The sequence below is a fragment of the Cedecea sp. B1(4) genome (genome assembly GCF_059414925.1).
Window position 1 is genome coordinate 471,423 of record NZ_JCAHMZ010000001.1, and the last position, 22,723, is coordinate 494,145.

Below are 22,723 nucleotides of genomic sequence, written 5' to 3' on the forward strand. Positions count from 1 at the left end.
ACTATGTTAAGCATTAAAGATTTACAGGTCAGCGTTGAGGATAAAGAGATCCTGCGTGGCTTAAACCTCGAAGTGAAGCCGGGAGAAGTTCACGCCATTATGGGGCCAAACGGCTCCGGGAAAAGTACCTTATCCGCCACGCTTGCCGGTCGTGAAGACTACGAAGTGACCGGCGGATCTGTGCAGTTCAACGGCAAAGACCTGCTGGAACTGTCGCCGGAAGACCGCTCCGGCGAAGGTATTTTTATGGCCTTCCAGTACCCGGTGGAAATTCCCGGCGTCAGCAACCAGTTCTTCCTGCAAACCGCGCTGAATGCGGTGCGGGAATACCGGGGCCTCGAATCGCTGGATCGCTTTGATTTTCAGGATCTGATGGAAGAGAAAATCAAGCTGCTGCAAATGCCGGAAGATTTACTCACCCGCTCGGTGAACGTCGGCTTCTCCGGCGGCGAGAAAAAGCGTAACGACATTCTGCAAATGGCGGTGCTGGAGCCGGAGCTGTGTATTCTCGATGAAACCGACTCCGGGCTGGATATTGATGCCCTGAAGATTGTGGCCGAAGGCGTTAACTCGCTGCGTGACGGCAAGCGTTCATTTATCGTGGTCACCCACTACCAGCGTATCCTTGACTACATCAAGCCGGACTTTGTTCACGTGCTGTATCAGGGGCGCATCGTTAAATCTGGCGATTTCAGCCTGGTGAAACAACTGGAGGAGCAGGGTTATGGCTGGCTTACCGAACAGCAGTAACGGCAACGCGCTCCAGCAGTGGCATCATCTGTTTGAAGCTCAGGGCACGGGCCGCTCGCAGGTGGCCCAGCAGCATATGCAGCAGCTGTTGCGCCTGGGTTTACCGACACGCAAGCATGAAAACTGGAAATACACGCCGCTCGACGGGTTGCTGAATAACCAGTTTGTCTTTGCGCCTCAGTCGCCTTTAAGTGCGCAACAGCGTGACGAGCTTGCCCTGCCTGTAGACGCGCTGCGGCTGGTGTTTGTTGACGGGCATTTCAGCGCCGAACTGAGCGATGACATCGCCGACAGCGGTTTTGTGATCAGCATCGACGATAACCGCCAGACGCTGCCCGCGCCGGTTCAGGGCGAAGTGTTCCTGCACCTGACGGAAAGCCTGGCGGAGACCGTGACGCATATCCGCGTGGCGCGCAACACGCAGCCTGAAAAAGCGCTGTTGCTGATGCACGTCACGCGCGGCAGCAAGGCGCAGGAGATGGCGACGGCGCATTACCGTCACCACCTGATCCTTGAGCAGGGCGCTCAGGCCACGGTGATGGAGCACTTCGTCAGCCTTGACGAGGCGGCGCATTTCACCGGCGCACGATTTACCGCCGAAGTGGCCGCTAACGCGCAGCTTAGCCACTACAAGCTGGCGTTTGAAAATGCCGCCAGCTACCACTTTGCGCACAACGATCTACTGATTGAGCAGGACTCGACGGTGAGCAGCCACAGCTTCCTGTTGGGGGCTGCAGTGCTGCGCCACAACACCAGCACGCAGCTTAACGGCGAGAACAACCAGCTGCACATCAACAGTCTGGCGCTGCCGGTAAATAACGAAGTGTGCGACACCCGAACCTGGCTTGAGCATAACAAGGGCTACTGCAACAGCCGCCAGCTGCATAAAACCATCGTGCGTGATAAAGGCCGGGCGGTGTTTAACGGCATGATCAAAGTGGCTCAGCACGCGATTAAAACCGATGGGCAGATGACCAACAATAACCTGTTGCTTGGCCGCCTGGCTGAGGTGGACACCAAGCCACAGCTAGAAATCTACGCCGATGACGTGAAGTGCAGCCATGGCGCAACCATTGGGCGCATTGATGACGAACAGATGTTCTACCTGCGCTCCCGTGGTATCAGCGAACAGGCTGCACAGCAGATGATAATCTTCGCCTTTGCCGCAGAGCTTACCGAAAGTATTCGCGACGAGGCCTTAAAACAGCAGGTGCTGGCACGTATCGCCCGGCGCTTTGCAGGGGGCGAGGCATGAGTTTTTCAATTGAGCAGGTCAGGGCTGATTTCCCGATTCTGAGCCGTGAGGTCAACGGCCAGCCGCTGGCCTATCTGGACAGCGCCGCCAGCGCGCAGAAACCACAGGCGGTGATTGACGCCGAGCTTGAGTTTTATCGCCATGGGTATGCCGCAGTGCACCGTGGCATTCATACTCTGAGCGCAGAAGCAACCACCCTGATGGAAAACGTGCGCAGTCAGGCGGCACGCTTTATCAACGCGGCAAAACCGGAAGAGATTGTCTTTGTGCGTGGCACCACCGAGGGGATAAACCTCGTGGCCAATAGCTGGGGCAGCGCCAACGTCCAGGCCGGGGATAACATCATCATCAGCGCCATGGAACACCACGCTAACATCGTGCCGTGGCAGATGCTGTGTGAGCGTACCGGCGCGGAGCTGCGCGTTATCCCGCTCAACCAGGACGGCACGCTGCAGCTTGATGTCTTCCCGACGCTGATTGACGAGCGCACAAAACTGTTGGCGATTGCCCACGTTTCTAACGTGCTCGGTACCGAAAACCCGGTGAAGGAGATGATCGCTACCGCGCATCAGGCGGGCGTCAAAGTGCTGGTGGATGGCGCACAGGCGGTGATGCACCACGTCACGGATGTGGCGGCGCTGGACTGCGATTTTTATCTTTTCTCCGGGCACAAGATTTACGGGCCAACGGGGATTGGCGTGTTGTATGTGAAAGAAAGCATTCTGCAGGATATGCCGCCATGGGAAGGCGGTGGGTCGATGATTGCTACCGTCAGCCTGACTGCAGGGACGACTTACGCCGCAGCACCGTGGCGCTTTGAAGCCGGGACGCCGAACACGGCTGGCATTATCGGCCTTGGGGCAGCGTTGAGCTACGTTGAAGGGCTGGGCATGGAGGCGATTGGCGAGTATGAACGCAACCTGATGCGCTATGCTCAACACGCGCTGCAGGCCGTGCCCGATCTCACCGTATACGGCCCGGCAGAGCGCCGTGGTGTGTTGGCGTTTAATCTCGGGAAACATCATGCCTATGACGTCGGCAGCTTCCTCGACAACTACGGCATTGCGGTCCGCACCGGACACCATTGCGCCATGCCGCTGATGGCGTTCTACAGCGTACCGGCCATGTGCCGCGCCTCCTTTGCCATGTACAATACCGAACAAGAAGTGGATCGCCTGGTCGCCGGCCTGCAGCGTATCCACAGCCTGTTAGGATAACGGAGACGGTCATGGCCACGCTGCCGGATAAAGACAAACTGCTAAAAAACTTCAGCCGCTGTGCGAACTGGGAAGAGAAGTATCTCTACATTATCGAACTGGGCAGCCGCCTGCCGGAACTGGCGGCGGAGCAGCACAAGCCTGAACATATTATTCAGGGCTGCCAGAGCCAGGTGTGGATAGTCATGCACCAGCAGCCCGATGGGGTGATTACGTTGGAGGGTGACAGCGATGCCGCTATCGTTAAAGGGCTGATCGCTATCGTATTTATTCTCTATCAGCAAATGACGCCGCAGGATATCGTGGCGTTTGATGTGCGCCCGTGGTTTGAAAAAATGGCGCTCGCACAGCATCTGACGCCGTCCCGCTCTCAGGGGCTGGAAGCGATGATTCGCGCAATTCGCAACCAAGCCACCAATCTCATTTAAGTTAGCTAAACTTAATCATACCTATGGTCCTGTTTTGCGAGGCGGTTTTCTGCCTCGCTTGTCTTTCAGCCTGCTGGCGCTCGCCAGCGTGACTACAGGAATAAAAAGTATGAAATACGCGTCTTTACTCACACTAGCCATTATCGGCGCGCTGAGCGCCATTCAGCCCGCTTTAGCCCTGGATTATCCCTTACCGCCGGAAGGCAGCCGCCTGATTGGCCAAAACCAGACTTATACCGTACAGGAAGGCGATCGTAACCTGCAGGCTATTGCCAGGCGTTTTGACACCGGTGCGATGCTGCTGCTGGAGGCCAATAACACCATTGCGCCAGTGCCTAAACCCGGCACGGTGCTGACCATCCCCAGCCAGTTGCTGCTGCCGGACGTGCCGCGCGAGGGGATTGTGGTGAATCTTGCCGAACTGCGGCTGTATTACTTCCCGCCGGGGCAAAACATTGTGCAGGTTTATTCGATTGGTATTGGTCTGCAGGGGCTGGAGACGCCGCTGATGACCACCAGGATTGGGCAAAAGATCCCCAACCCTACCTGGACACCTACCGCCGGTATTCGCCAGCGCTCCCTGGAAAAAGGGATCAAGCTGCCGCCTGTCGTGCCTGCCGGGCCTAATAACCCGCTGGGGAGATTCGCCATGCGGCTGGCCTACGGCAATGGCGAGTACCTGATCCACGGCACCAGTGCGCCGGACAGCGTGGGGCTGCGCGTCAGCTCCGGTTGTATCAGAATGAATGCCCCCGACATCAAGGCCCTGTTTGAGCAAACGAAAACTGGCACGACGGTGCGGGTGATTAACGATCCGGTGAAATTCTCCGTTGAGCCAAACGGCGTTCGCTACGTCGAAGTCCATCGGCCGCTTTCTCAGGATGAGCAGCAGAACACGCAGACTATGCCTTACGTTCTCCCCGCTGGCTTTAGCGAGTTCCGGGCCGGTAGCGGCGTGGAGAAAGAGTTAGTGGAGAAGGCGCTATACAGGCGTGCGGGGTATCCCGTTGTGGTCTCTGCGGGGCAAACACCTGCGGCAACGATGGCGGTGCAGTCGGCAAGGAATGGCGAGGTAAATGCTGAAGAGGCGACTAGCGCGACACAGTAGCAGGTGGGGATAAATGACCGGCAAAAAAAATGGCGCACATTGTGCGCCATTTTATACCAGTGACTCTTACTTACGGTAAGAGTGAGCCTGGTTGTCCAGACGCTGGTTAGCGCGAGCGGCGTCGTCTTTAGCAGCCTGAACGTCAGAACGCACTGCGTTCACGTCGTTGCTCAGCTGATCAACTTTAGCGTTCAGAGTCTGAACGTCAGAAGACAGTTGATCGATTTTAGCGTTAGAAGAACAACCTGCCAGCATAGTAGAAGCCAGGATTACCGCGCCCAGTACCAGTTTAGTACGATTCATTATTAATACCCTCTAGATTGAGTTAATCTCCATGTAGCGTTACAAGTATTACACAAACTTTTTTGTGATGAGAATAATTTTTTGTCGTGAATACCCCTAAATTTGATCGTTCGCTCAAAGAAGCACCGAACGGAGCCGGAAAGTTAAAAAAAAGAGAGAAAACAGGGGAATTTCATCGGATTCATCTTAATTAAGAGTAAGCTTAAATAGTAAAATCCGATTTGCATTTTTATTAAGATCTGACTGCAAGTGATATAAAAAAAGCGCCCGGAGGCGCTTTTTGGTTAATTAAACTTGTTAACAAGTCAATTACAGAACATGGACCGAGGCGGTGTTAGTGGTGCCGCTTGGGACCAGCGCACCAGAAACCATCACCACGATGTCGCCTTTTCGAGCCAGGCCACTTTCCAGCGCCACTTCTTTACCCAGGCGGTAGAAGTCGTCGGTGGAGGCAATCTCTTTCACCATCTGGGTGACAACGCCTTTGCTCAGCACCAGCTGGCGCGCGGTTACTTCGTTGGTGGTCAGCGCCAGAATAGTCGCGTTCGGGAAGTATTTACGGACGGCTTTAGCGGATTTACCGCCCTGGGTGGCAACCACGATCAGCGGTGCTTCCAGTTTTTCTGCGGTTTCAACGGCGCCACGGCAAACGGCTTCGGTGATGCGCAGTTTACGGCTGTCGTTGCTGTTGTCCAGGCGGCTGGTCATCACGCGGTCGGTACGCTCGCAGATAGTGGCCATGATGGTCACAGCTTCCAGCGGGTATTTACCTTTTGCAGACTCACCGGACAGCATCACTGCGTCGGTGCCGTCGATGATGGCGTTAGCAACGTCACCGGCTTCTGCGCGGGTAGGGCGCGGGTTTTTGATCATGGAGTCGAGCATCTGGGTTGCGGTAATAACCACTTTACGTGCACGAACGCATTTCTCGATCATCATCTTCTGCGCGAAGATAACTTCTTCCACCGGGATTTCAACGCCCAGGTCGCCACGAGCAACCATGATGCCGTCAGATGCTTCGAGGATTTCGTCGAAGTTGTTCAGGCCTTCCTGGTTTTCGATCTTGGAGATGATCTGAATCTTCTCGCCGCCGTGGGCTTTCAGGTGCTCGCGAATTTCAACCACGTCAGAACGCTTACGGATGAAGGAGGCTGCCACGAAGTCAACGCCCTGTTCGCAGCCGAAGATCAGATCCTGTTTGTCTTTCTCAGCCAGCGCTGGCAGCGCGATGGACACGCCCGGCAGGTTAACGCCTTTGTTCTCACCGAGGTCGCCGTTGTTCAGCACTTTACAGATAACTTTGTTGCCTTCGATAGCGGTGACTTCCATGCCGATCAGGCCATCGTCCACCAGAACGGTGTTGCCCACGGTCAGGTCATTGGTGAAGCCTTCGTAGGTCACTGCGACGATTTCGCTGTTGCCAACCACGGATTTGTCGGTGGTGAAGGTAAAGGTTTGGCCTGCTTTCAGGGAGACGTCGTTACCGTCTTCCAGCTTGATGGTACGGATTTCTGGCCCTTTGGTGTCCAGCAGGATAGCGGCTTTTTTACCTGTTTTAGCAACGACGTTGCGCAGGTTTTTGATGCGCTGGCCGTGTTCTGCATAGTCACCGTGGGAGAAGTTCAGACGCATAACGTTCATGCCCGCGTCGAGCATTTTAGACAGCATCTCTTCGGATTCGGTTTTTGGACCGATGGTGCAAACGATTTTAGTCTTTTTCATGACAGTCTTATCTATAAGTTGAGGAGGAATGTTGAAATCGTGTTCCGGGAGACCGGGCTGCCGGAGCTTAAAAGAATACTGTGGTGTTGAAAGTGGCACCTGGTAAGGATAGGTGACAGAAATAAAGCGTGCAGAGGAAAGTGTGCTTGTGGTTCAGCAGGGGAAAGCGTTAGACGATGTTGTTGTATAAAAAAGGAGTCCAATGAGCTGAAACCATTCAAGTTAAGAACGGGCGTAGTATAGATAAATCTGGCTGGAAAAGGAATCAAAACCGTTGATTCAGCGACGGAGTGCACAGTTTTACAGCGAGTTGTTATCAGGGCGTTGCCAGATGTTTGAGCGTTTTCAGAGATGATGAAAATAAAAAGAAATGGTGCGTTCAATTGGACTCGAACCAACGACCCCCACCATGTCAAGGTGGTGCTCTAACCAACTGAGCTATGAACGCATTTAATACAATTTATAAAACGATAACCGACTGAATTGATTATTGTTTTATATTCTTTGGTGAGAATTGACAACATTATGACGGGCAATCGGGATGTTGACAAGCCCCGTAGAAACTGTCCGGTGAATGTTTGAGCTTTTTATGCTTGTTCTGGCTGGCGTTTCAATCTGGCTGCTGATAAAACCGTTTCTTCTCCGACAGTCAGAGGCATTTTTATGATAACCATTATTGGCGCTGGTGTAGCGGGGCCGCTGCTGGCTTACATGTTGCACCGCCAGGGTATTGCGGTCTGTATTTCCGAGGCTGATGCTTTTCTCGATTCACGCCATCAGGGTGGCATGCTCAATCTGAACGAAGGCACGGGTAAACCTGCACTTCGAGCGGCGGGATTGTATGAAGCCGCAATGGCTCTGGTGTTGGAGGGGGCGGATGCAACTCTGATGCGTGATAAAAACGGCCATATCTTGTATCAGGATGAAGGTGATGGCTCCCGCCCGGAAGTCGACCGCGGCGCGTTGCGCAAACTAGTGATAGAGGCGTTGCCCAAGGGGATCATTCGTTGGAACAGTCGGGTAAGGTCCGTCGAACGACAGGGCACAGGCTTTCTTCTCCGGCTAGAGAACGGCAGTACGCATGTTTGTGATGCCCTGATAGGCGCCGATGGTGCGTGGTCGAAAGTCAGGCCTTTGTTAACGGGACAGCAACCGCTTTATTCCGGAATAACCTTTGTTGAGCTGCGTTACCCGAACGTAAGCCAGCAATATCCTGCGGTGAAAGCGCTGGTGGGCAAGGGGTCGTTGTTTGCTCTGAGCGAAGGCCGGGGCATCATGGCTCACTGTGAACCTGGAGACGAGGTTTCAGCCTATGCCGCCATACCCGTACCGGAAGCGCAATCGCGCAGAACCTTTACTCGTGATGAATTGGCTGAACACTTCCGTGACTGGGGCGAATGCTATCGCGAGATGTTAATGCAAAGTGAGGGGCCGATGGTTGCCAGGCCAATCTATGTGTTAGCTACCGCGGAGTTCTGGAAGGCAGCGGGAAATGTGACCCTGATTGGTGATGCCGCGCATGTTATGTCACCTTTTGCCGGGGAGGGCGTGAATCTGGCGATGGCGGATGCCGTCGATCTCGCCTATGCCATCATTTCCCAGCCTTCCAGCCTGGAGGGTGCTTTTAAGGTATATCAGGAGGCAATGGCTGCACGAACCGTTCGTTTTCAGCAGGAGTCTGCCGCGAATTTTGCCATGGGGTTTGCGGCTGATGCGCCGCGGGAACTGCTGGGGTTATTCACCGGGTTAGGATCGCGGGATTAGGGCCTGTAATCTCCACAGCATTTCATCGGGATGTTGTTAATGGGCCATATGCTTCACCAGGCTGTCGATAAACAGCCTCACTTTGGCTGCCAGATGTTTCCGATTAGGGTATACCACGCTCGCGTTCAGTGGCGTGCCGCCTAATTCAGGCAGTACAGGCACCAGTGTGCCCTCTGCGACATGCCGGGCAACGAGAAAAGCTGGCAGAAAAGCGATGCCTAAGCCTGCAACAGCGGCGGCGCAAATAGCCTCTCCGCTGTCGAAGCGGATCCTGCTGTGCCCTTCAACCAACACGCTCTCATTGCTGGCCGTGAACAGCGTCCAGTTTGTCGTTTGAGGGCTCAGGCCGTAAATCAGCCGCTGGTGAAGGCGAAGATCTTCTGGCGAACCTGGTATACCTGAACTGGCCAGGTAGTCTGGGGAAGCAAACAGATGAGGGCGAATGCGCTGCACGGTTCGTGCAATAAGCTGCGAATCTTTCGGTAAATCACCCAGTCGGAGGCTGAGATCGAACCCCTCCGCGACGAGGTCCACCACGCGGTCGGTGAAATTGACTTCAATATCCAGTCTCGGGTAGGCCGCCATGATGTGCTTCAGAAAAGGCAGAAGCACTACTTTGCCCCACGTTTCCGGGACGCTGAGCCTCAGCACTCCGCTGGGGTTGGAAAAATTCTGCCGGACACTCGCTTCTGCTTCTTCAATATCCTGCAAAATCTGTGCGCAGCGTTCATAAAAACCGTAGCCATCGCGGGTCAGGGCGACGCTTCGCGTCGTACGATTAAATAGCCGCGTTTCCAGCTGTGCTTCAAGGCGTGCAATCGCTTTTCCTGCGGCGGAACGGGTTAAGCCCAGCGCCTTTCCTCCGGCGACAAAGCTCCCGCTTTCCACGATAGCCACGAAAACTCGAAGGCTGCCGAGATCGAGGTCTGAATGGCTTTTAGTGCCTGTGCGGAGCGGCATTGGCGAACCTATTTCGTCAAAAAATTAAGCATAATCTTTTTTGTTTAATCATAGTAGACAATGGAGAAAGAAATGCTTCCTGATAACGCACAGGCAGCCCTTAGCGGCTGGATAAAAGCCGCCGGGCCGGTTGTGAAGAAGGTATATGGCCAGTCTGATGCTGACTGGAAAGTAGTTCGGGCTGACTATGTGAAGCAGCTTGATGAGTTGTTCCCTGCCGTGGAGGGCGTAACCTTTGCGGATGCCAGCCTGGGCGGTATTGGTGCGATGTTGGTCACGCCTGAGGAAGTCATTGAGGGTCGGGTGATGATTTATATCCATGGCGGAGGCTATGTTCACGGTGGAGTCGAAGCTTATCGGGGATTAACCGGGCGTTATGCTCGCGCCTTGAAGGCTAAAGTATATGCGGTAGATTATCGTCAGGCGCCTGAGTTTCCTTTCCCGACGCCAATTGATGATGTCTTTCAGGCCTACCGAGCCTTGCTTGAGCAGGGGACAAACCCGCGCTCGCTGATGATTTCGGGGGATTCTGCCGGTGGGGCGATGGTTGTCACAGTAATGCGTAAAGCGCGCGATGCTGGCCTGGCATTACCCGCCGCCGCAGTAGCTATTTCACCGTGGGCTAACTTAACGCATAGCGGCGCATCTGCAACGGTGCGGGATGGGCTGGACCCTTTATGCAGCGTAGCTTTCCTGAACCAACTGGCCCGAAGTTTCCTTGCCGGAGAACTGCCCACACATCCAGATGCTTCTCCGGTTTTTGCCGGTGTACAAGGCCTTTCTCCCACGCTGATACAGGTTGGTGAAAACGAGGTGATGCTGAGCGACGCCATTCGCCTTGCATCCCACATGAGTGAAAGCCGGGTTCGTACCACACTAGAAGTTTGGCCGGAAATGTTTCACGTCTGGCATTTGTTTGCCGGGATATTGCCGCAGGCAGATCAGGCGCTACGAAACGCGATAAGATTCTTCGAAGATGCGCTAAACCCGGCCAGCATCGGGTGAGATAAAAATGATTCATCTGCAGGCGCGTGAATTGCGCGCCTTTGTATAATGGGGAGAGACAGTCGTGTCAGACAGAGAAATTATTATGCCACCTTCCATGCAAGTACTTGCTGAACGGGCGGGATATGCACCTGCGGTGGTGGTAGGTAACACGGTTTATTGTGCCGGGCAGGTTGGGCGCACGTCTGATTTACAGGTGATAGCTGACCCAAGGGCACAGTTTATGGCCTGCTGGGAAAACCTGCGTCTGGTCCTTCAGGCCGCGGGCTGCAACTTTGAAGACGTTGTGGAAATGACGACTTACCACGTAGACATGAAAGAACACATGGATGTTTTTCGGGAGGTGAAAGACGAGCTGTTTCCGCGGGGACACTGTGCCTGGACATGCATCGGCGTGTCTGAACTGGCTCGCCCAGGGCTGCTGGTGGAAGTGAAATGTATTGCCGTGAGAAGAACGGCGTAACATAAAAAAACCGGCTGAGTAAGCCGGTTTTTTATCAGATTTTGCAGGCGTCGCCGCAGTCGTCATCGGCCACAACGGCCTGAGCTTTTTTGTCTGCGTCTTCCTGGCGCTCAGCGTTGCGCGCTTCGGCTTCATCTAACCCGGAAAACACCAGATTATTGAGATCGATTTCCATAAGTTACCTGTCGTGGTTTAGTGAATAACTCGCTTTATGATATGCAACCTTTCGGGTTTTCGCATCCCCATACACAGGCGGACGCTCAAAACGCTAAAAAAGACGTTTTCATGCGCTACGGGCTTGCGTGTAAAAATGAAATTTGGAATTTATCAGCTTGAAGAAAAGCGAGTTAAAGAAGGGAACTGCTTTAGCAAATATGGTGCGTCCGAGTGGACTCGAACCACCGACCCCCACCATGTCAAGGTGGTGCTCTAACCAACTGAGCTACGGACGCACTGATATATTTGAAAATGGTGCGTTCAATTGGACTCGAACCAACGACCCCCACCATGTCAAGGTGGTGCTCTAACCAACTGAGCTATGAACGCATTGTTGTCTTGGCGACAGCGGGGACGAATATTAGCGATACACCTCGGGGCTTGCAAGGGGAAACTCGCAATTTTATTCCAGATTTCACACGATTGCCGAGCATCTGCGCAGAATGGAGAGAAAGTAGCCGCGGATGCGGCTACTGTTGTTTAATTAACGAGCGGCGCGCTGCAGGATTGTGACGGAAGGCTGACGCTGCAGCCAACGCATACGCAACATCATCATGATCGCAGCGGAAGTCAGGCCGATAATAAAGCCGATCCAGAACCCGGCCGGGCCCATCGGTTCAACGACCCAGTCGGTTAGCCCCAGAATATAGCCGGCTGGCAGCCCCAGCACCCAGTACGCGATGAACGTAATAAAGAAGATCGAGCGGGTATCTTTGTAGCCACGCAGAACGCCGCTGCCAATTACCTGGATTGAGTCGGATATCTGGTAAATGGCCGCCAGCAGCATCAGATGCGCCGCCAGCGCGACAACTGCCGGATTGTCGTTGTACAGCAGAGCAATGTGCTCCCGGAAAATAACGGTAAACAACGCGGTGCACATCGCCAGGCAAATGGCCACGCCAACCCCAGTGCGGGCGGCGATTTGTGCATCCAGGGTTGAGCCCTGCCCAAGACGGAAACCGACGCGAATAGTCACCGCGGCCCCTAAAGAGAGCGGCAGCACAAACATCAGCGAGCTGAAGTTGAGGGCAATCTGGTGCCCGGCAACGTCGGTGATGCCCAGCGGGGAAACCAGCAGGGCGACAACGGCAAACAGCGTGACTTCGAAGAATAACGCCAGGGCAATCGGCAGCCCGAGCTGGCTCAGGCGCTTGACCACCGCCCAGTCCGGCTTGCTGAAACCTTCCGGGTTTTTGATGTCGCGCATCGAACGCGCTTTCTTGATGTAAGACAGCATGCTGAAGAACATCACCCAGTACACCGCCGCCGTTGCCACGCCGCAGCCCACGCCGCCCAGTTCGGGCATGCCGAAATGGCCATAAATGAAGACGTAGTTAACCGGAATATTGACCAGCAGGCCGATAAAGCCCATCACCATACCTGGCTTGGTTTTGGCCAGGCCTTCGCACTGGTTACGTCCTACCTGGAAGAACAGGTATCCCGGCGCCCCCCACAGCAGCGCGCGGAGATAGCGGACGGCTTTATCCGCCAGTTCAGGATCGATGTTGTGCATAGCGTGAATGATATGGCCCGCGTTCCACAACACCACCATCACCAGCACGGAAACCATGCCAGCCAGCCAGAACCCCTGGCGAACCTGGTGCGCAATGCGGTCACGGCGTGCCGAACCGTTGAGTTGCGCAACGGTTGGCGTTAAGGCCAATAGCAGCCCGTGGCCGAACAGAATAGCGGGCAGCCAGATGGAGGTGCCGATCGCCACGGCGGCCATGTCGGTGGCGCTGTAGCCGCCAGCCATCACGGTATCGACGAATCCCATTGCAGTTTGAGCGACCTGCGCGATGATGACAGGTATCGCCAGGGCAAGGAGCTGGCGAGCTTCGGTGAGGTACTTCTGCATGATTACACCTGATTATTTTTATATGTATGAGAGACTAAAAAAGCCGCCAAAACAGGCAGCAAGAAGATGAACTGGGGAAATAACCAGTCTATTGTAGCGGGAGTTTATTTATACGCCAGTCAAAAATAGAGTCAGCGCACGCCCCGCACTGGCAAGCTGATTTTCCAACTGCTAAAGTGCGAAAATGTCTGTTAATGGCGGTAGCGTTACCGTCTGCGAATTGCCAGGAGTTTTTAGATGTTTACAGGTATTGTGCAGGGCACGGCGACCCTGGTTTCCATCGATGAGAAACCGAATTTCCGCACCCACGTAATTGATATGCCGACTGAAATGCTGCCAGACCTCGAAACCGGGGCTTCGGTGGCGCATAACGGCTGCTGCCTGACCGTAACCGAAATCAACGGCAATCACGTTAGCTTTGATTTGATGAAAGAGACGTTGCGCATCACCAACCTCGGTGAGCTAAGCGTGGGTGACAGCGTGAACGTTGAGCGTGCTGCCAAATTTAACGACGAAATCGGCGGACATTTAATGTCGGGTCATATTATGACCACGGCCGAAATTTCAAAGATTCTGACCTCAGAAAATAACCGCCAAATCTGGTTTAAGATTCAGGATAAGACCCTGATGAAATATATCCTCTATAAAGGTTATGTGGGCATCGACGGGATTAGCCTGACGGTGGGTGAGGTGACCGCCACGCGTTTTTGCGTGCATCTGATCCCTGAAACACTTGAACGCACTACGCTTGGTGCTAAAAAACTGGGGCAGCGCGTGAACATTGAAATTGACCCGCAGACCCAGGCAATTGTCGACACCGTTGAACGCGTGCTGGCTAGCCGTGAAGCGGCAATGGCAGCGGCGATTCCCGCTAGCGAATAAACATTCTTCAGCCATAAAAAACGGGGCCAATTGGCCCCGTTTCTCGTTCTTAACCAGGATTAATCTTCTTCGTTAAACCCGTTTTCGACTGCAGTTTTCATAAACCACTCGCCGCTTTTCTTAATCGTGCGCTGCTGTGTATTAAGATCCAGCGACACAAAGCCATAGCGGTTTTTGTAGGCGTTGCACCACGACCAGTTATCGATAAAGGTCCACATGTGGTAACCAAGGCAGTTGCTGCCCTCGCTGATCCCTTTATGCAGCCACTTCAGGTGGTCACGAACGAAATCAATCCGGTAATCATCGTTGATTTGGCCGTTGTCGATAAAGCGCTGTTCGTTTTCGACGCCCATGCCGTTTTCTGAAATATAGCAGGCCGGATTGCCGTAATTTTCACGCAGGTTGGTGAGAATGTCGTAGATCCCACGCTCGTAGATTTCCCAGCCACGATAAGGGTTCATTTTGCGACCCGGCATTTCGTAGGACTCAAAGAACCACTCCGGCATAAACGGACTTTCCGGGTTAACCAGCGTGTCGCGACACTTAATGCGGCGCGGCTGGTAGTAGTTAATCCCCAGTAAGTCTACGACGCCCGCGGCGAGCAGGGCTTTGTCTTCAGGCTGACAGGCCGGAAGTTTATCGTGCTCTTTCAGGAACGCGACCAGCTCAACAGGATATTCACCGCGCAGTGCCGGGTCGAGGAAACTGCGGTTAAACATCAGGTCGGCCAGGTTGGCGGCCTTTACGTCAGCCGGGTTTTGCGAACGAGGGTAAGATGGCGTCAGGTTGAGAATGATGCCAATCTGACCGTCATCGCTGCGGGCATGGTAAGCCTTGACCGCTTTAGCGTGGGCAAGCATGGTGTGGTAAGCGACGGTCACCGCGCGGTTGAAATCCACCACGTTAGGGTAGTGGTAGTCATAGAGGTAGCCGCATTCAACCGGAACAACCGGCTCATTGAAGGTAAACCAGTGCTTCACGCGATCGCCGAAAAGCTCGAAACAGGTATTGGCGTAGGCGGCGTAGGCGTCAACCACTTCACGGCTTTCCCAGCCGCCTTTTTCCTGCATCACCATTGGCATATCAAAGTGGTACAGGTTGATAAATGGCTTAATGCCCTGAGCCAACAGTTCGTCAATCACCTGGTTATAGAACTCAACCGCCAGCGGGTTGACTTCCCCCGTGCCCTCGGGAATCAGACGAGCCCAGGAAATGGAGGTGCGGAAAGTATTGTGATTGAGCTTTTTCAGCAGGGCGATGTCCTGCTTCCAGCGCTGATAAAAAGTTGAGGTGTTTTGCGGCCCGACGCCGTGGTGGAAACGGTTAGGCTGCTCGGCGAACCATCGGTCCCAGATGGTTTCAGATTTGCCAAAGTTCAGCGCTTCACCCTCGGTTTGTGGGCCGGAGGCTGCGCTGCCCCACCAGAAATGCTCAGGAAATGCGTATTTCATCGTTGTCCTCACGGTCTGACCTGCCATCTCCGACAGGCAATCATTGATACGGCTAATGCCCAGATTGTCTGTGATTGATGAAACCGGTTTCCATCATAGGAAATGATATCTGTTAAGCAGATCAAGCCGCTAAGCGCAGACAGGGCTAAACCTGTGAGGTGAATCACATTGGTGCGCAAAGAGAGACAATTGAAAAGAAGAAAACCCGGCATTCACCGGGTCTGTTTTAACGGGGTACGCGCAGACCGTGCTCAATGCCTCGGCTGAAAACAACCTGCCAGAGCTGAATGTCGCGCGCCCGGAAAGCGCCGGCGCAGGCATTCAGGTAGTAGCTAAACATCCTTTTAAAGCGCTCAGAATAGTTGCCTTCGATTTCTGACCAGGTTGCCAGAAAACGCTCGTGCCAGGCCATCAGCGTTTTGTCATAGTCGGCGCCGAAGTTGTGCCAGTCTTCCATCACAAAATGCGGTTCGCTGGCGTCGGCAATCTGCCGTACCGACGGCAGGCAGCCATTAGGGAAAATGTACTTATTGATCCACGGATCGACATTATTGTCGGTCTTTTTAGAACCTATTGTGTGTAGCAGGAAAATGCCGTCTGGCTTGAGGTTGCGGTCGGCAACGTCAAAGTAGGTGGCATAATTTTTAGGCCCGACGTGCTCAAACATGCCGACGGAAACAATGCGGTCAAATTGTTCGTTCAGGTCGCGGTAGTCCTGTAAAAGGATGGTGACATCCAGACCTTTGCAACGCGCCTGCGCCATTTTTTGCTGTTCCGCGGAGATCGTCACACCAAAGACGGATACGCCGTAGTTGCGTGCTGCAAACTCGGCCAGACCGCCCCAGCCGCAGCCGATATCCAGCAGCTTCATACCGGGTTTCAGCTGCAGTTTTTCGCAGATCATTTTGAGCTTGGCATCCTGAGCGTCGCTGAGATTTGTCGCGTCTTTCCAGTAACCGCAGGAGTATTGCATGTGCTTGTCCAGCATCCGGCTGAACAGATCGTTGCCAAGATCGTAATGCTCTTTCCCGACTATCCATGCGCGTTTTTTAGACTGCAGGTTAACCAGTCTTGCCGCCGCAATGCGCAGGGTATCTTTGAAATGGTGGGGGAGTTGGTTTTCCAGCCCGGCACGCAGGACTTTAGTGAAAAAGATATCCAGCCGTTCGCATTCCCACCAGCCGTCCATATAGCTTTCGCCAAGGCCGAGAGAACCTTCCTGCAGAACGCGTTTAAAAAAGTTCGGGTTTTTGACCTGAATATCAAAGGGGTTTGGGCCGTTGAGGGTGATACCTGCCCGGCTCAGCATTTCATTTGCGATACGATACCATTCGTTATCTCGTACGCTCACTTCTTCTATACACGATGAACTCATAGCTTCTCCATCACCTTGTTGTGATCAGAACCTTAAAACAGCGTAGACGCTATTCCCGGCTTGTGAGAACTCTCACGGAAAATTCCGCGTGCCTGATATCCGACGTAGAACAGAGAAAGGGGGGATTCTCCCTTACTGAAAGGCCATCCATGGAAAAACGGAAGCGCTCCGGCTTCCGCAAAATAAAATTGATAAGGCTTATCGTAGAACCGCAATTACTATAAGCCCGTTTAATTGAGGGTTCAATGGAATATTGTTAGCAAGCTAATCACACAACATTCACATTATCATGAAGGTTACTGTGCGCGGGACAGCTCGCTGTGGCCCTTGTTTGGTGCTTCGCGTTGGGCCGCGTGTTGCAGGGCATAGCCCAGACCAGCAAGCAGGACTGTCGCCAGCATCACGCTGGTGGTGGTCAGCAGCGGCGTAGTGACCAGCCAGGAAACCATTAAGCTTGCCAGGAAGCAAAGCCCAAGCTGCAGGGTGTTTTGCAGTGCTGCGGCTTTCCCGGTTGCCTGCGGGAAAGGCAGCAGGGCCGAGGACACCACGATAGGGTAGATGGCGCCGTTCGCCGCGGCCATCACGCAGAACGGAATAAGCAGCAGCGTCAGATCAGCATGGCCGCTCACCGCCACGCCCCAGGTGGCGACCACGCTCAGGGTATACAGAGCCAGCAGCCACGGAAGTAGCTGTTTGCCACTCCACTTTTGCAGCGCACTGCGGCAGCCATAGCCACCAACCAGGAAAGCGACAGTCTGCGGCATGTAGCTCAGGCCAATTGCCGCGGGGCTGTAGCCCATCTCATTCAGAATAAACGGCGAGCCGGTGAGCCAGGCGAAAAAGCTGGCGGAACAGGCGGCGTAAATCAGCACGTTGCCACCGTAAACGCGGGAACGTAATAAAGAGAAGAAGCTGACTTTATTGTCTTGGGTTTGCTCGTGGTGCTGAGTCCGGGGCTTGAGGCGCAGCGTGGGGATCATCAGCAGCAAAGCGACGGCGAACAGCACGGCGAAAATAGCCTGCCATTCAAAATGGTTCAGCAGCCAGCTGCCGAGCAGCGGGGCCAGCGCCGGAGAAAGCCCGACCAGCGGCATGATGGTGGCAAAAATGCGGCCAGCGCGGTTGGCGGGATAATAATCAGTCACCAGGGCCTGCCAGCTAACGGCGGCTGAGCAGACGCCCACGGCCTGAATAAAGCGCAGCACCAGCAGCGTGGTGGCATCCTGCACCCAAAGCATCCCGATACAGCCGACGGCAAACATGACCAGGCCAATCAACAGCACAGGTTTACGCCCGAAGCGGTCGGAAAGCGGGCCCCAGATTAGCTGGGCGAAAGCAAAGCCAGCGAGGAACAGGCTCAGGCTGGCACTCACGGCGGAGGCGGTGGTACCCAGATCTTGTTGAATGGCGGCAAAGGCGGGCAGGTACATGTCGGTGGCCAGGAAACCCAGCACGCTCAGCCCCGCAAGCCAGATAAGAAATCCCTTTGATGGTTGCATATTTCACTCTTGATTTTGATAGCAGGTTAACGGGGCAGGAGTCTACGGAGTGCAAAACCGCTTGTGAAACGCTAATATTTGCAAATTGCATTCAAATTTTTTGCAGGCAGAAATATGTGGTCTGAATATTCGCTGGAAGTGGTTGATGCCGTGGCGCGAAACGGCAGCTTTAGCGGTGCGGCCCAGGAGCTGCATCGCGTGCCCTCTGCCATCAGCTACACGGTGCGTCAGCTTGAAGAATGGCTGGCCGTACCGCTGTTTGAACGGCGTCATCGGGACGTTGAGCTGACCGCCGCCGGGGCGTTTTTTCTCAAAGAAGGTCGGTCTGTTATCAAAAAAATGATGGCAACGCGCCAGCAGTGCCAGCAGATAGCCAACGGCTGGCGTGGGCACCTGTCCATTGCGGTAGACAATATCGTTAAACCTGAGCGTACTCGTCAGCTGGTGCTGGATTTTTATCGTCATTTCCCGGATATCGAGTTAAGGGTTTCCCAGGAAGTGTTCAACGGCGTGTGGGATGCGCTTGCCGACGGGCGAGTTGAGGCGGCGATTGGCGCCACGCAGGCTATCCCGGTCGGGGGGCGTTACGCATTTCGGGACATGGGGGCGCTAAGCTGGCGCTGTGTGGTTTCCGCTGACCATCCGCTTGCGCAACGGGAAGGTATCATTCTGGATGATGACATTCGTCCCTGGCCATCCCTTGTGCTAGAAGACACATCCCGTTCGTTACCCAAGCGCATTACCTGGCTGCTGGACAACCAGCGCCGCGTGGTGGTGCCGGACTGGGCGTCGGGGGCGGATTGCCTGACGGCGGGATTATGCATTGGTATGGTGCCGACACACATTGCCCAGTCGTGGCTCGTCAGGGGCGACTGGAAAGAGTTGATGCTGGAGAATCCATTCCCGGACGCGGCCTGCTGCTTAACCTGGCGGCAGGATGATGCTTCGCCCGCTTTGAGCTGGCTGCTGGACTATTTGGGTGACAGTGAGACGATGAATCAGGAGTGGCTGCAGGAGCCGGGTAACATATTCCCGGCCCCCGAAGAGGCTTAGCGGCGGTAATCGCGGAACGGGCCGTCGGCCACCGAGCGGCGTTCAATCAGACGAGGATGGACTTCAATCGTCTGCGACTCTTCGCGCTTATTAATGATGCGGTCGAGCAGCATGTTAAACGCCGTTTCGCCCAGGCGCTCTTTCGGCTGGTGGATTGTGGTCAGCGCCGGAGAGAAATAGCGGGCGTTGCGCACGTTGTCATAGCCAATGATAGAAATGTCCTGCGGCACGCGCAGCCCCATTTCGTCTGCGGCGCAAATTGCACCCATCGCCATAATATCGCCGCCGCAGAAAACGGCGGTAGGGCGATGCGGCTGGTTAAGCAGTTGCTGCATGGCGCGATAACCAGACTCTGGTTCGAAATCACCCTGAACCACCCAGTTATCCGGCACTTTGATATTGGCTTCTTCAAGCGCCTTCAGGAACCCTGCATGGCGGCCGCCGCCGGTATTTCGCTCCAGCTGACCCGGAATAGCACCGATATCGCGATGGCCACGTTCAATCAGGTAGCGGCCCGCAAGGTAGCCGCCGTGGAATGCGTTATCGACCACGGAATCGGTAAAGTCCGCACGAGCTTCGCCCCAGTCCATCACCACCATCGGAATATGGCGGTACTCTTCCAGGGTTGAAAGCAGCGTCTCAGGGTATTCGGAACACATGACCAGCAGCCCGTCCACGCGTTTTTGCGCCATCATGGACAGGTAAGCGCGCTGCTTTTCAAAGTTGTTGTGCGCGTTGCCCAGAATCAGGGTGTAGCCCTTGGCGAAACAGCTGTTCTCAACGGATTCAATAATTTCCGCAAAATAAGGGGCTTCGCTTGAGGTGGCAAGCAGGCCGATAGATTTGGTGTGGTTGACCTTCAGGCTGCGAGCCACGGCGCTTGGCGAATAGTGCAGCTCTTTGATGGCTGCCCAGACGGCGTTGCGTGTCTCTTCCGCCACAAAACGGGTCTTGTTAATGACATGTGACACAGTGGTAGTGGAAACGTTTGCGCGCTTCGCTACGTCCTTAATCGTTGCCATTAGATGTCACTCCAGACCATATCGTAAACTCCTGATAACTCATGTGTTAAACGTTTGCCTTCGCTAACTCCTGGGGCAACACGTTGGTTGCAGGCCTGTCGGGGATGCGACATACAGCGGGAGGAGGGCGTTGCCGGGCGATACGCGGTAAATTAGCGAAGGATTTTGGCTTATCCCGGGGCAAAGTGGAAGAGGGAAAACCGATATCTGTGCAAATCCAGCAGGATTTTTATCGCTAATTGTGGGAAAATCACCCCACATACACTTTGTAGGGAAATAAAAGGAGCTTACGATGAGTACCGATCTGAAGTTTTCCGTGGTGACTACGGTTATCGTACTGAGTCTGATTGTTGCCGGGGCGCTAACCGCCGTCCTGCACTGATTTACAAAGGGCCGCTTTCGCGGCCCTTCTCGTATATAGAAGAAAAGCGTTGCTTCCCTCCTTCGTGACTAACCGTTAAAAATCAGCCTGCCAGGTTTTGCGCAACAAATTCCCAGTTGACCAGCGCCCAGAAGTGGTCGAGATAAACCGGGCGCGCATTGCGGTAATCAATGTAGTAGGCATGCTCCCATACGTCCACGGTCAGCAGCGGTTTTGCTCCGGTTGTTAACGGGGTGCCTGCGTTAGAGGTCGAGACGATTGCCAGGCTGCCGTCGCTCTTTTTCACCAGCCATGTCCAGCCGGAGCCAAAGTTTTTGATGGCCGCTTCGGTGAACTGCTTTTTAAAGGCTTCCACGCTGCCAAAAGCGTGGTTGATGGCTGCCAGCACGTCACCGGTCGGCTCCCCGCCGGCATTCGGCGCCAGGCAGTGCCAGTAGAACGTATGGTTCCAGACCTGGGCTGCGTTATTGAAGATCCCGCCGTCAGATTCTGTCACGATCTCTTCCAGCGTTTTACCTTCAAACGGGCTGCCTTTGATCAGATTATTCAGGTTAGTGACGTAGGTCTGGTGGTGTTTGCCGTAATGGTACTCGAGGGTTTCGGCTGAGATATGCGGTGCCAGCGCATCTTTGGCATAGGGCAGGGCGGGTAGTTCGAACGACATGGCTTCACTCCTTGTTATTTTGCTTCACAATATAACTACATTTTGTGTGGTCATAAGGTTAGCAAATTACGAGAGTGCAAAAAAGCGCAATGAAACAACAAAATAAAACAGCCCGTTGCCGGGCTGTTTTATTTTAATCAGTCTGATTAGCCCGAAAGGGCGCGATAAGATTAACGAATAGTTTTTGGCGTCATGACCCGGCGGGCGCCGACGTAATGGCGCTGCCAGTAATCTTCGCTTAGGGAGGTGATCTGAATATCGCGGCCGCTGCGCGGGGACTGAATAAACTTCCCGTTGCCAACGTAGACGCCAACGTGATCGGCGGTGCCACGGCCCTGGGTACGGAAGAACACCAGGTCACCGCTTTCCAGTTCGCCGCGGTCAACGGAGGAGGCATCGCGCAGGTGATACATTTCATTGGCGGTGCGTGGAATACGGATATTCACCAGATCTTTATAAGCGTAATAAATCAGCCCGCTGCAGTCGAAACCGGTGCGCGGAGAAGTGCCACCCCAGCGATACGGTTTGCCAATTTGCCCCATCAGCTTGTTCATGGCCGTTTTTTGAGCTTTCTGCACGCGCACTTTATGTGCCTGCGCGATGGTCAGATTTTTTTCCGACTTCACCTTAACGCACTGCTTTTTATGCCCTTTACGATGAGTGCATTTTTCAGTGTAGGCAACGGTGGCTGAAGCTGGCTGTAGGGCTAATTTCTGCGAGGTTTTTTTGCTGCTGGTTTTAGCGAGGGTGCTGCTTTTGCCGGTGGTGGTGTGTTTAGCCACTTTGGCTTTTGCCGGCGAGGTGTCTTTTTTACCGGACTTCTTTTTTGTGGAGGCTGTGCTGACCTTCGGTTTTGCTTTCTCTTTGCCCTTGTTGCTTTTACTGGTTGTTGTCTTGGCCGGATGGCCTTTTTGTGCAACAGGATGGCGGACGTGCTCAGACGCCTGCGCCAAAGGTGTATAGGGCAAAGCAAATAGCAGAGCACATAGCGTGATAGAGATTTTATTTATCCGCGCCACTCGTCAATCCCCTGATAAATGAAGACATGATGCTAACGATCATGCCTGCGTATGATTTTTGCGAAACCCGACGATTCTAATGCATAAAAGCCGATAATGTTAATAGGCAAATACTATTTAACGGCCAAAAGTGGAAGCTATAGCTAAAAAATTAGCCATTCCAGGGTGTTATCCGCTGTTTAATTGATCTTGAATGAAGCAAATTGCTCATTTTCGCGCGCCGTAAAAGTGTTATTCTTAAGGTATGTTTGCGCGCCAGGCGGGGGAAAGAGAAACCCTGATAAAAATGGTGTTTTCTGCCCGGGGCGCAACTGGCTACAATGGCAG

22 protein-coding genes and 3 tRNA genes are annotated in these 22,723 nt (G+C 54.1%); 11 read left to right on the forward strand and 14 right to left on the reverse strand.

All coding sequences use genetic code 11. The features are described 5' to 3' along the window. Positions 1–3 precede the first annotated feature (3 nt). From sufC to ldtE, 5 genes are all read left to right on the forward strand, one after another. The gene (gene sufC, locus ACR6JA_RS02340; RefSeq protein ID WP_008456510.1) at positions 4–750 is read left to right on the forward strand and encodes a Fe-S cluster assembly ATPase SufC; all 747 of its coding nucleotides are present in this window, start codon (positions 4–6) and stop codon (positions 748–750) included. Beyond that, positions 725–2,005 (forward strand): Fe-S cluster assembly protein SufD, encoded by a 1,281-nt coding sequence (sufD, locus tag ACR6JA_RS02345; protein WP_213715777.1) that lies wholly within the window; start codon positions 725–727, stop codon positions 2,003–2,005. The genes sufC and sufD overlap by 26 nt, the downstream gene beginning before the upstream one ends. Beyond that, entirely contained in the window at positions 2,002–3,222 is a 1,221-nt protein-coding gene (gene sufS / locus ACR6JA_RS02350; RefSeq protein ID WP_166874784.1) for a cysteine desulfurase SufS, read from the forward strand. The genes sufD and sufS overlap by 4 nt, the downstream gene beginning before the upstream one ends. Before the next feature lie 11 nt (positions 3,223–3,233). Continuing rightward, complete coding sequence (gene sufE, locus ACR6JA_RS02355) at positions 3,234–3,650, forward strand: cysteine desulfuration protein SufE (protein WP_008456507.1); 417 nt, start codon at positions 3,234–3,236, stop codon at positions 3,648–3,650. Between the two features lie 109 nt (positions 3,651–3,759). Then, entirely contained in the window at positions 3,760–4,758 is a 999-nt protein-coding gene (gene ldtE / locus ACR6JA_RS02360) for a L,D-transpeptidase LdtE (RefSeq protein ID WP_494493489.1), read from the forward strand. A 66-nt stretch (positions 4,759–4,824) separates the two neighbouring features. On the opposite strand, the gene ACR6JA_RS02365 is transcribed toward ldtE, so the two are convergent. From ACR6JA_RS02365 to ACR6JA_RS02375, 3 genes are all read right to left on the reverse strand, one after another. Further along, a complete protein-coding gene (locus tag ACR6JA_RS02365) occupies positions 4,825–5,061 on the reverse strand; it encodes a major outer membrane lipoprotein (protein ID WP_008456504.1) in 237 nt (78 codons plus the stop codon). 309 nt (positions 5,062–5,370) lie between these two features. Continuing rightward, positions 5,371–6,783, reverse strand: coding sequence for a pyruvate kinase PykF (gene pykF, locus ACR6JA_RS02370; protein ID WP_494493490.1), 1,413 nt, complete (start codon positions 6,781–6,783; stop codon positions 5,371–5,373). Between the two features lie 371 nt (positions 6,784–7,154). Further along, positions 7,155–7,231, reverse strand: a tRNA-Val gene (locus ACR6JA_RS02375). A gap of 215 nt (positions 7,232–7,446) precedes the next feature. Here ACR6JA_RS02375 and ACR6JA_RS02380 point away from each other — a divergent pair. Further along, positions 7,447–8,547 (forward strand): FAD-dependent oxidoreductase, encoded by a 1,101-nt coding sequence (locus ACR6JA_RS02380; protein WP_494493491.1) that lies wholly within the window; start codon positions 7,447–7,449, stop codon positions 8,545–8,547. 36 nt (positions 8,548–8,583) lie between these two features. Here ACR6JA_RS02380 and ACR6JA_RS02385 read toward each other — a convergent pair whose 3' ends face one another. Continuing rightward, positions 8,584–9,507, reverse strand: coding sequence for a LysR family transcriptional regulator (locus tag ACR6JA_RS02385; RefSeq protein WP_494493492.1), 924 nt, complete (start codon positions 9,505–9,507; stop codon positions 8,584–8,586). Positions 9,508–9,579: 72 nt separating this feature from the next. On the opposite strand from ACR6JA_RS02385, the gene ACR6JA_RS02390 reads away from it, so the two are divergent. Together ACR6JA_RS02390 and ACR6JA_RS02395 are read left to right on the forward strand one after the other, a co-directional pair. After that, positions 9,580–10,512 carry an alpha/beta hydrolase gene (locus tag ACR6JA_RS02390; RefSeq protein ID WP_213715782.1) on the forward strand — a complete coding sequence of 311 codons (933 nt, stop codon included), beginning with the start codon at positions 9,580–9,582 and terminating at the stop codon, positions 10,510–10,512. 85 nt (positions 10,513–10,597) lie between these two features. Beyond that, a complete protein-coding gene (locus ACR6JA_RS02395) occupies positions 10,598–10,975 on the forward strand; it encodes a RidA family protein (protein ID WP_494599132.1) in 378 nt (125 codons plus the stop codon). A 34-nt stretch (positions 10,976–11,009) separates the two neighbouring features. Here the strand turns inward: ACR6JA_RS02395 and ACR6JA_RS02400 are convergent, their stop codons facing one another. From ACR6JA_RS02400 to mdtK, 4 genes are all read right to left on the reverse strand, one after another. After that, positions 11,010–11,150 carry a hypothetical protein gene (locus ACR6JA_RS02400; RefSeq protein WP_008456485.1) on the reverse strand — a complete coding sequence of 47 codons (141 nt, stop codon included), beginning with the start codon at positions 11,148–11,150 and terminating at the stop codon, positions 11,010–11,012. Between the two features lie 200 nt (positions 11,151–11,350). Beyond that, positions 11,351–11,427, reverse strand: a tRNA-Val gene (locus ACR6JA_RS02405). 17 nt (positions 11,428–11,444) lie between these two features. Beyond that, positions 11,445–11,521, reverse strand: a tRNA-Val gene (locus tag ACR6JA_RS02410). Between the two features lie 154 nt (positions 11,522–11,675). Then, complete coding sequence (gene mdtK, locus ACR6JA_RS02415) at positions 11,676–13,049, reverse strand: MdtK family multidrug efflux MATE transporter (protein ID WP_166874765.1); 1,374 nt, start codon at positions 13,047–13,049, stop codon at positions 11,676–11,678. A gap of 237 nt (positions 13,050–13,286) precedes the next feature. Between mdtK and ACR6JA_RS02420 the strand changes: the two genes are divergently transcribed. Further along, a complete protein-coding gene (locus ACR6JA_RS02420; RefSeq protein WP_213715783.1) occupies positions 13,287–13,931 on the forward strand; it encodes a riboflavin synthase subunit alpha in 645 nt (214 codons plus the stop codon). Positions 13,932–13,990: 59 nt separating this feature from the next. On the opposite strand, the gene ACR6JA_RS02425 is transcribed toward ACR6JA_RS02420, so the two are convergent. The 3 genes from ACR6JA_RS02425 to punC all read right to left on the reverse strand — a co-directional run bounded on the left by ACR6JA_RS02425 (position 13,991) and on the right by punC (position 18,256). Beyond that, positions 13,991–15,382, reverse strand: a complete 1,392-nt coding sequence (locus ACR6JA_RS02425) for a glycoside hydrolase family 1 protein (protein ID WP_494493494.1) — start codon at positions 15,380–15,382, stop codon at positions 13,991–13,993. Positions 15,383–15,608: 226 nt separating this feature from the next. Next, positions 15,609–16,757, reverse strand: coding sequence for a cyclopropane fatty acyl phospholipid synthase (gene cfa / locus ACR6JA_RS02430; RefSeq protein ID WP_166874760.1), 1,149 nt, complete (start codon positions 16,755–16,757; stop codon positions 15,609–15,611). 296 nt (positions 16,758–17,053) lie between these two features. Next, positions 17,054–18,256, reverse strand: coding sequence for a purine nucleoside transporter PunC (gene punC / locus ACR6JA_RS02435; RefSeq protein ID WP_494493495.1), 1,203 nt, complete (start codon positions 18,254–18,256; stop codon positions 17,054–17,056). A gap of 114 nt (positions 18,257–18,370) precedes the next feature. Here punC and punR point away from each other — a divergent pair, with 114 nt between their 5' ends. Continuing rightward, positions 18,371–19,309, forward strand: coding sequence for a DNA-binding transcriptional activator PunR (gene punR, locus ACR6JA_RS02440; protein ID WP_494493496.1), 939 nt, complete (start codon positions 18,371–18,373; stop codon positions 19,307–19,309). Here punR and purR read toward each other — a convergent pair. Next, positions 19,306–20,331, reverse strand: a complete 1,026-nt coding sequence (purR, locus tag ACR6JA_RS02445) for an HTH-type transcriptional repressor PurR (protein ID WP_008456478.1) — start codon at positions 20,329–20,331, stop codon at positions 19,306–19,308. The two genes, punR and purR, sit on opposite strands and share 4 nt — an antisense overlap. A 292-nt stretch (positions 20,332–20,623) precedes the next feature. Here purR and cydH point away from each other — a divergent pair, with 292 nt between their 5' ends. Next, positions 20,624–20,713, forward strand: a complete 90-nt coding sequence (gene cydH / locus ACR6JA_RS02450; RefSeq protein WP_008456477.1) for a cytochrome bd-I oxidase subunit CydH — start codon at positions 20,624–20,626, stop codon at positions 20,711–20,713. 82 nt (positions 20,714–20,795) lie between these two features. On the opposite strand, the gene sodB is transcribed toward cydH, so the two are convergent. Both sodB and ACR6JA_RS02460 read right to left on the reverse strand, forming a co-directional pair. Next, positions 20,796–21,377, reverse strand: a complete 582-nt coding sequence (gene sodB / locus ACR6JA_RS02455) for a superoxide dismutase [Fe] (RefSeq protein WP_494493497.1) — start codon at positions 21,375–21,377, stop codon at positions 20,796–20,798. 170 nt (positions 21,378–21,547) lie between these two features. After that, positions 21,548–22,396: a C40 family peptidase gene (locus ACR6JA_RS02460; RefSeq protein ID WP_494493498.1), complete on the reverse strand. Its 849-nt coding sequence runs from the start codon at positions 22,394–22,396 to the stop codon at positions 21,548–21,550. Positions 22,397–22,723 lie beyond the last annotated feature (327 nt).